Here is a 9,448-nt window from a genome sequence, read left to right on the forward strand (position 1 = left end):
AGATTACTCTTGTCATATATAAAATGATTTTAATTTTACAAAATCAAAAGGGCGCTTAATTAGCTTAATTGTTAATTAAGCCTTACATTGAAATAAGTGATAGAAATATCGGTTATATTTGTAGTAAGGATGTATATGAAGAACCTTGGATTTTCAAAAAAGATAATTGTAGCGACCTGTTCAATTATTACCATTGCCTTAACCGCTCTTTCGGTTGTGAATTACAACGTGGTAGAGAAACAGACTACCGCCAGTTTGCAGTCAAATTTGAAAGAGTTATCGAGAACCTCTTCCAGCAATATTGCTGGTTGGTTGAATGGAAAACTTTCAGCAATAGAAGCGGTAGCAGACTCTACAGGCTCAATCTCTGATGACATGAATCGTAATGAACTCGCCCTTATCAAAAATGCGGGTGGTTATGTGTATGTGTATGTCGGCAGTGAACAAGGTGTCATGGTAATGGATGACCCTAATGAGAAACTGCCAGAAGGCTACGATCCTCGCGGACGCCCTTGGTACACCAAAACCAAATCAACCATGAGCTCATCATTTACTGAACCTTATATCGATGCTACGAGCAGCGAAGTGTTGATCTCTACTGCGACACCGATTAAACAAAACGGTTCGTTTGCAGGGGTTGCTGCAGGAGATTTATCACTTAAGTATGTTGTAGAAACCCTCTCAGCGATCAATTTTAATGGTATTGGTCACGCGTATCTTGTCTCTAAAGAGGGTAAGATTTTAGTGCACAGCAATGCGTCATTAAACGGTAAAAACATCTCAGAACTCTATTCAACTAATGATCTCGCGATTCAGCCAGAGTTGGCAGAGACCAGCAATGCAGGAAAAGATGTGTTGGTGGGTTTCTTCCCAATTTCTGGAGTGCCTACCGTGGATTGGTCATTAGCGGTAGAGATAGATAAAAACCAAGCGTACGCTTCGATGAGTGAAATTCGAAATTTGTCCTTTATCCTGACTCCGATTGCAATTCTACTCTCTATGGTGGTGATCAGTCTGTTACTTGGTAAGTTGACCCAACCATTGCGTAAACTGCAAGTCGCGATGAAAGATGTGGCTCAAGGTGAAGGAGATTTAACCCGTCGACTTGAGATCGAAAGCAAAGATGAAATTGGACAGTTGGCAGAGAGCTTCAACAGCTTTGTGCATAATATCCATGTCATGATGATCGATTTTAAAGCCAATTCAGGACAGATGAATAGCATTGCTGATTTGATGAATGACACGTCGCAAAACAGTCAGCAAGAGATGGAGAAACAGCGCCGCGAAACGGAACAAGTTGCAACGGCAGTGGCACAGATGAGTTCTGCCTCTAACGAGATCGCGATTAACGCACAAGGAGCAGCCGAAGCGGCTCGAGATGCCGATCGCGAAGGGGAAGTGACTAATCAAGTTGTGGTAGAAGCGATTGACTCCATCGAAGGGTTAGCATCCAACCTCGACTCAGCAGAGAAGGTGATTGCCGAACTGGATCATGAAGTTGCTCAGATCAGCACCGTGCTAGAGGTGATTAAAGGCATTGCTGAGCAGACTAACTTACTGGCATTAAACGCAGCAATTGAAGCGGCACGTGCCGGTGAACAAGGGAGAGGATTCGCCGTTGTAGCTGATGAAGTTCGAAACTTAGCGGGTAAAACGCAAGTGAGTACAGAAGAGATCAACGCCAAAATCACAAGCTTGCAAGATGGCGCTAAGCGTGCGGTTGAGAGCATGCGTCAAAGCAAAGATACCAGTATTGTCAGTGTGCAAAAAGCAGGAGAAGCAGGCGAATCGCTTGCGAAGATCTCCGAAGCCATTGCTAGGATTTCAGATATGAACGTACAAATTGCGACAGCTTCTGAAGAGCAGACAAATGTTTCAGAAGAGATCTCTCGTAATGTGGTGAATATTGCAGACTCTACAGAAGCGACGTTTATCTCAAGTAACAAAATTGTGGAGACCAGTGCAGAGCTGTCAGCAATCGGCAAAACGATTGATCAAGAGGTGAACAAGTTCATCATTTAAGTCTACTCTCTTAGGGGGGAACTTAGTAAAATAAATGGAACGATACCAAGAGTTGATGCCATCTCTTGGTATTTTTTTATCTGTCTACACCGCGAGGGTTGTCGAATGTTTACACGCTTTATTACACTTGGCGCACTGCTGATTTTTAGTCACACCACAGTGGCAGCAAACTGTGCCGAGTCCTCGCCGTCATTCGCACTCTCTGAGATGGTAGAGCAACATCAGCTCTCTTCATTGAGGGTGATTGGGCATTTCTCACTTCATCGTGATGACCCTAAGTTCAAAGTACAACAGCTTTCGTATGATCACACTACTAGCATCGATACAATCAGTGATGCGTTAGTGCTGGTTATGGTTGCTCGTATGGAGAAGGGCGAAGATCTTTACCTGCTGGGTTGCCATGAGGGAGAACCAAAAATCCTACTGAATATGGCGTTGAACCGTCGTTATGAAAACGGAGGCGGCTTTAGCACTATCAATAGTTTGTATATCTATCAAAATAATCAACAGCGTCCCTATCCACAGCTTCGCGTGTCACAAACGACGCTACCTGAAAAGCCTACACCCTCTCCTTTTGGCCGCTCAGAGCCATTTAGACCTGGCCCTCCGATTGATTTTGTCTACTATTATGACGAGAAATTAGCGGGTTACTCCAGAATGAAACCGTGATTTTTTAATAATAGAGATTGACCTTAGACTCAGCTTTAAGGTTATCATAGCGCCTCTTTATAAACTTGAGGCTGTAATGAAAAAACTACCTGTTATCAAACCGACGCTCATTCTTCTTTGCTCATTGTTGTTTTTAGCCGGTTGCAGTGAAGCTGATGTACCTAAAGAGGGTGACAAATACGTCACGATTCCAACGCCTATTACTGACAGTGATATGGGTGAGGTGACAGAAGTTTTCTCTTTGGTTTGCGGCCATTGTCGTAAGATGGAACAGCAGATCCCTGCTATTGAAGCGATCACTAAAGTAAAAACGGACAAAGTTCATGTGGTGTTTAATGAGTCAGCGCAATTGGCAGCCATTATCTACTACACGGCGGCTATTCAGTCAGATGGTGGTGTTCCTGATGAAGCACTGATGAGTGAGCTTTTTTCTGCAGTCCAAGATTCTGATGCCTTTATGACTAAAGCGTTTCAGCCAGTATTAGAGCAGATTTTCAGTAGCCGTGGTCTAGTGAGTCCATATAAGCTAGATGAGCAGCAAAGAGAGCGAGTCTTTAGCAAATTACAGTTCTCAGAAACGTTAACTGAACAGTCAGGGCTACAATCGGTGCCTGCTTTCATCGTAAAAGGTACATATTTGGTTCAGAGCAGTAATCACAAAGATATTGAAGACATCGCCAATACCATTAATTACTTGAGATCGAAATAGCGCATACGCATCGAGTAAGAGTATCCCCGCATACCTCCAGGGTATGCGGGGGATTGTTATTAATGGCATTGTTTACTTAGCTTACCCTCTTTTGGGCAACTCTTGACGGGTGATATAACCATCTCCATCTCTATCAATACGTTTGAAATCTTTAGCCAGTGGCCCCTTCGCCTCCTGTTTTGACAACTTACCATCACCATTACGATCCATGTTACTGAATGGGTCATTTTGAAGCTTAGGTTGATTTTGGTTTGGTTGTGGCTGCATAGAGCTTTGCGTAGTAGTGATGGACAATGTCATCGGCTTTCGCAGATTTGATATGGGCTGCTGAACAAAGTTTGACACCCCACCAGAGACACAGCGAACCAGATTATCGATGCGAATGGCATCTCCTTGTGGGCCATGACCTGTCGGATATTGACTACTGTCGCCTACCTTAGGATCACTTCGCTGTGAGCCCGCGCCATGCACATCAATCCATTGACCTCTCATGTTACCCAGTGATTGCCCGAATGAAACATAAGCAGCATTGCGGCCTGACTGTAGATTGTTATGAGTGGTGCTGCTCCAATAACTGGCATAGTCGCTCTCACCCGCTTCATTATTAATACGAGTGCTGCTGAACAGTGAGTCGATGGTCGCGGAGTGGCTGGTTTTTGGGGACTTGCTGTAATCAACAATAGAGTGCAATTCTTTCACGTTAGGAAGGCGCCAATCGGTTTGGCCTGCGAGGTTTAACTGTTCGCAGTAAGCCAACGCCGTTGGGAAATCCATCCCGGCACCACTGTCGCGCTGTTGCCAGATGAGTCCTGTCGCTTTGTCGGATACTGTGCTGTTGTTGTTATTCACAAGCTCATTTTTTCCGTAGTCACTGTTGCCGCGTACCGTGATTACGTAGAAGCTTTTCGTTTTGCCATTGGGCATGCTGATGCCGTAACCTTTAATGCGCCCATCAATGAAGTTGACCCCAAATACTGTGTCGTCGCCATGCATGGTGCTAGAAACATAGCGAGTGCTAGATAGGTATTGACTGTCAATCAAACGTTCACCCGCCTCAGTATCACCCGCGTTAAAATCGAAATAGTGCTGATTGATAAAAGGGATCAGCTCCAACTCTCCCTTGCTAATAGGGCCACTGGGATCTTGCCCATCAAATTGAATCAGAGAGTAGAGTTCTTTGATGGTCGGGATACGCCAATCGTTATGGCCTGCAAGGGTTGACGTGCCTGCGTAATCGAGTGCTTGTTCATAAGTGAGCTTATCTTTGGCATTGATTTTGCCATCGCCATTAATGTCCGTGGTTTTACTCCACATCAACTGGGTAATATCGTCGGTAATAGTCAGGTTGTTGTTATCGGTATAGCTTGGAGTGAGCCCTTGATATTGCGCGTCTTGACCAAAGGTGCGGTCACCACTGCTTGGACAGACTGACAGAGGTTGGTTTAGCCCAATACAGGTGGTTTGGTTGGTATCGACAATCGGATAAGTGAGCGACTCTTTGGCATGGGCTGAGAGTGCATTGAGCATAAAAACAGTGGAGATATAATAACAAGCAGAGGTTAACTTCATTGTCATTCCTTATAACGCTGTAGTATTGAATATAGCGAAAGAGTAGCGTTTGGGGGGTCAACGAACGTGATGTTGTGTAATTTTATGTAAAAAAAAGCTAACCACTGGTTAGCCTTAATTCGTTAATGGTTCGGTATGGGTATTACGATTGTTCTACAGGCTTTCCGTCTGCTTGAACAGTCTGTGACGTACTTTTTGAGTTTTTGTTGTAGCGCTCTTCCCAGTAAGTTGCACCTTTAATACCAAGTTTAACAGGGTTGAAAGTGTATTCTGTTACACCTGCACGCTGTTGTGCTTCGTAATCATGCAGTGCTTTAATTGCAGGCTTAGACATGAAGAAGATGATGATAATCCCTACAATGTTCAACCAAGCCATTAGACCTACACCCACATCACCCATTGCCCAAGCAAGGTTAGCCGTTTTAACTGTGCCATAGAACACAGCAGTAATCAGAACCGCTTTAAGAATGAACATCATACCTGGTATCTTAATCGTACGACGTAGGTACGCGATGTTAGTTTCTGCGATGTAGTAGTAAGCAAGAATGGTGGTAAATGCAAAGAAGAACAGAGCAAACGCGATAAACGGCTTACCGATTCCTGGCATTGCGCTTTCAATGGCCATTTGCGTAAACACAGGGCCGTTAGCACCAATGTTTGCTGCTAAGTTCTGTACAAGGAAGACACCTTCAGAACCGCCGTGGACGTTATAAGCACCAGTTATGATGATCATGAACGCGGTAGCAGAACAGACAAGAAGGGTATCAATATAGATAGAGAACGCTTGAACCAAACCTTGCTGAGCAGGGTGATCAACACTTGCAGCCGCTGCTGCATGAGGACCCGTACCTTGACCCGCTTCGTTTGAGTAAACACCACGTTTTACACCCCAACCAATAGCAGCACCAAAGCCAGCCATAGGAGTGAATGCGTCACCGATTATCATCGAGAATACCACTGGAACCTGGCTAACGTTTAGCAGGATAATAACGAAAGCAACAATGATGTACGCTAGCGCCATAAATGGAACGACGATTTGAGTGAAGTTAGCAATACGCTTAACACCACCAAAGATGATGAACGCAAGGATAACAGCGATAATTGTACCGGTTAAAATTTTGGCGAAACTAAAAGTACCGATAGCGGTTTCTATCATGTCACCAGAACCGAATGCCGCTTCAACTGCGTTACCGATGCTGTTTGATTGCACGCCTGGTAGTAAAATACCACAAGCGAAAATTGTAGAGATGGCAAAAATCCAAGCATACCATTTCTGACCCATCGCTTTTTCGATGTAGTAAGCAGGGCCGCCACGGAATTGACCTTCATCTTCTTCTTTATAGATTTGAGCCAGTGTTGATTCTGCGTATGCCGTTGCTGCGCCAAAGAAAGCTACAACCCACATCCAGAATACGGCACCAGGGCCACCAAAACCGATAGCGGCGGCAACACCGGCAATGTTACCAGTACCAACACGGCCAGAAAGGGAGACGGCAAGCGCTTGGAACGATGAAATACCTTCGTCTGTGCTTTTACCAGACAGTAGCAGTCGCCACATTTCAAAAAAGTGACGAACTTGTACGAAACGAGTTAGTACGGAGTAAAACAGACCTGCGCCTAAGCACAAATAGATTAAAAACGGGCTCCAAATAATTCCGTTTAGAAAATCAACAAATGATTGCATGATGTGTCCTTTAAATGTTTTGAGTAAAAGTTGCTTTATTATTATTGTTCGGCCGAGATATTAATTCATTTGTAATAGTTTTGTTAATACATTTGACTATTAAACGCCTTTGGTGTGACCGCAAGCGCATAATGCTAAAATTAATGAGTTTAATGCCCAATATAACGTCTATGAATGGTTGGGTTGAATTTAATCGCTGATTCATCAGACTAATGTCTAACTTAAAAGGGAGAATTTACAAATTCAAATGGGTTTTAGGTTTTCATAGTGACAGCATGATCGTCGGATCCTTAGGCGTGATATCGGAATAAATCAAATTGTTGGCTATCAATTGCACTTTCACTGTTGTCGATAACGTCAGTGAGCAGTTGCGCCGACCCACAAGCCATGGTCCATCCCAGCGTGCCATGCCCTGTATTGGTATAGAGGCTTTTGTAGTGAGTCTTGCCAATAATAGGGGTGCCATCTGGAGTCATCGGTCGTAGCCCTGTCCAAAACTCTCCTTGCTCAAAATGACCCGCCTGTGGAAACAGATCTTTCACCACCATCTCAATGGTCGATTTGCGTTTTTCAGGAATTGAGTAATCAAACCCCGTTAACTCTGCCGTTCCAGCAATACGAATACGATCATCAAATCGTGTCATGGCGACTTTATAGCTTTCATCCATGACGGTTGATTGAGGAGCCTGTCGTGACTCGTTAATCGGTACCGTGAGTGAATAGCCTTTTACTGGGTATACAGGAATATGGATGCCAAGTGGCGCAAGCAGTTGTGTTGAGTAACTGCCCATAGCGACAACATAACTGTCGGCGGTGAAGGTGCCGCGATTGGTAAGCACCCCGCAGATATCATCACCATTTTTCACTAAACTCTGCACCTCAGTATCAAACATAAAGGTGACGCCCGCTTGTGTAGCCAGTTCCGTGAGCTGCTGACAAAACAGATAGCAATCGCCCGTCTCATCTTCAGGTAGGTAGAGGCCACCTGTGAGTTTGTTGGCCACGTTTGCTAACCCTGGTTCTTGCTTGATGCACCCTTTCACATCTAATAAGGCGTGCTTGGTGCCACTCATTTCCAATAAGCGCATGTCTTTTTGCGCCCCATCCAACTGCTGTTGGGTACGAAATATCTGTAACGTACCCTGTTGCCTCCCTTCATAACGTATCTGTTGCTCCTCCCTCAACTGGGACAGACACTCTTGGCTGTAGTTCGATAACGACAACATGCGAGACTTATTCACTTGATAAAGCTGTTGACTGCAGTTAACTAGCATCTGGCCAGCCCATCGGTACAGTTCCGGCGAGAGGGAGGGTTTAATTTTTAAAGGGGCGTGTTTTTGTAACAACCATTTGATCGCTTTCTTCGGAATGCCCGGTGCCGCCCACGGTGAGGAGTAACCGTAAGAGATCTGCCCTGCATTGGCGAAACTGGTCTCTTCGCCACTGTGCGATTGACGATCTATCACCGTTACTTCATGACCTGCCTTTGCCAAATACCACGCAGACGTTAAGCCCACCACACCACTGCCTAAAACGATTATTTCCATAGTAGCCTCACACTTTAACAATGTGGGCATATTCTTGTATTTACAAAATGATAACAATCGATAAAATTTACTAACAGATTATAGAGTAGCTATAAGCAGAAATGATGGAAACTCTTAAAAGCAATATGGCAGCAGGGTTACTTACCTTTACGGAAGTAGCAAAACATCAGAGTTTTACAAGCGCAGCTAAAGCATTGCATCTAACTACAGGCGCGATCAGTCAACAGCTGCTGCAATTGGAAACTCAACTAGGTTTTAGTCTATTTGAACGGCATTCAAGAGGGATCCGTCTTACCGATAAGGGTGAACGGCTTTCGCAAGCGGCACATACCTGTTTTCACACACTTGATAACACCTTGGCAGAGATGATGTTAACCGATCAACACCCAGCAGAAATCCGCCTTAAACTTACTCCATCATTTGCTTATAAATGGTTAGTCCCTCGGTTAGAGAATTTTCATCAGCAGCATCCCGATATCCAGATCCAGATTTATGCAGAAGGGGCGCTGGTGGACAGCGATCAAACTGATTTTGACTTAGCTATCGATTATGGCCCAATTCCTTACCCTAAAAAGGGAGGGGAGTTGCTGTTAGAGGAGTCGATATTGCCAGTAATGAGCCCATCGTATTTACTCAAACACCCAGGGTTAACCGCTGACACTGTGGCTCAGTGGCAGGATGTGGTGTACCTACACGATGCCATGCCGTGGCAATCAGCACAACGAGATCAAGAGTGGCAGCACTGGCTCACCCACTATCTATCAACAGCGAAGCGTTCGGAAATAGAGACTCATCGCGGCCACTTCTTTAACCGCACCGACATGGCAATGTCCGCTGCAGAAGCGGGGGTCGGCATCGCCATGGCAAGGTTAGCACTCATCGGCAATGAATTGGAACAGGGTAAACTGGTATCACCGTTTCAACCCATCAAAGCCAACGCAGGCTACTTCATTCACAGTAATACGTCATCACACGCAGTGATCAGTTTTGTTGAGTGGTTAAAAGGGCAGGTGGGATAACAGGGGGATACCTCAGGGACATATATGGTCACCTCGCTAAATGCAAGGCAATGTTCTTTTTCTTAATCACTGTTGATGTCTACATATTGTCGGCCATTGTTGTGGGTAAACAGCAGTGGTTCACGGTCTTGCGACATATATCCGGCGTCTTTATGGCATTCATTTTACCGCGCCCTAATGAGATACAAATTGACGTCTTATCCTCCTATACAGACGCATGGTTTTGATA

At 44.8% G+C, this 9,448-nt stretch carries 7 protein-coding genes; 4 read left to right on the forward strand and 3 right to left on the reverse strand.

The genetic code is table 11. The features are described from left to right. The first annotated feature begins 135 nt into the window (after window positions 1-135). The 3 genes from L4C32_RS19400 (at window position 136) to L4C32_RS19410 (ending at window position 3,400) form a co-directional block, all read left to right on the forward strand. Window positions 136-2,022: a methyl-accepting chemotaxis protein gene (locus tag L4C32_RS19400; protein WP_428198543.1), complete on the forward strand. Its 1,887-nt coding sequence runs from the start codon at window positions 136-138 to the stop codon at window positions 2,020-2,022. 105 nt (window positions 2,023-2,127) lie between these two features. After that, the gene (locus L4C32_RS19405) at window positions 2,128-2,691 is read left to right on the forward strand and encodes a hypothetical protein (RefSeq protein WP_428198544.1); all 564 of its coding nucleotides are present in this window, start codon (window positions 2,128-2,130) and stop codon (window positions 2,689-2,691) included. 76 nt (window positions 2,692-2,767) lie between these two features. After that, the gene (locus L4C32_RS19410) at window positions 2,768-3,400 is read left to right on the forward strand and encodes a thiol:disulfide interchange protein DsbA/DsbL (RefSeq protein WP_428198545.1); all 633 of its coding nucleotides are present in this window, start codon (window positions 2,768-2,770) and stop codon (window positions 3,398-3,400) included. A gap of 81 nt (window positions 3,401-3,481) precedes the next feature. Here the strand turns inward: L4C32_RS19410 and L4C32_RS19415 are convergent, their stop codons facing one another. From L4C32_RS19415 to L4C32_RS19425, 3 genes are all read right to left on the reverse strand, one after another. Beyond that, window positions 3,482-4,969: an Lcl C-terminal domain-containing protein gene (locus tag L4C32_RS19415; RefSeq protein ID WP_428198546.1), complete on the reverse strand. Its 1,488-nt coding sequence runs from the start codon at window positions 4,967-4,969 to the stop codon at window positions 3,482-3,484. Between the two features lie 142 nt (window positions 4,970-5,111). Further along, window positions 5,112-6,653 (reverse strand): alanine/glycine:cation symporter family protein, encoded by a 1,542-nt coding sequence (locus L4C32_RS19420; RefSeq protein WP_428198547.1) that lies wholly within the window; start codon window positions 6,651-6,653, stop codon window positions 5,112-5,114. Between the two features lie 290 nt (window positions 6,654-6,943). Further along, a complete protein-coding gene (locus L4C32_RS19425) occupies window positions 6,944-8,200 on the reverse strand; it encodes a D-amino acid dehydrogenase (RefSeq protein WP_428198548.1) in 1,257 nt (418 codons plus the stop codon). Window positions 8,201-8,304: 104 nt separating this feature from the next. Here L4C32_RS19425 and L4C32_RS19430 point away from each other — a divergent pair, with 104 nt between their 5' ends. Beyond that, entirely contained in the window at window positions 8,305-9,219 is a 915-nt protein-coding gene (locus L4C32_RS19430) for a LysR substrate-binding domain-containing protein (RefSeq protein ID WP_428198549.1), read from the forward strand. Window positions 9,220-9,448 lie beyond the last annotated feature (229 nt).

Source organism: Aliivibrio kagoshimensis, from assembly GCF_050337105.1.
GTDB lineage: Bacteria > Pseudomonadota > Gammaproteobacteria > Enterobacterales > Vibrionaceae > Aliivibrio_A > Aliivibrio_A kagoshimensis.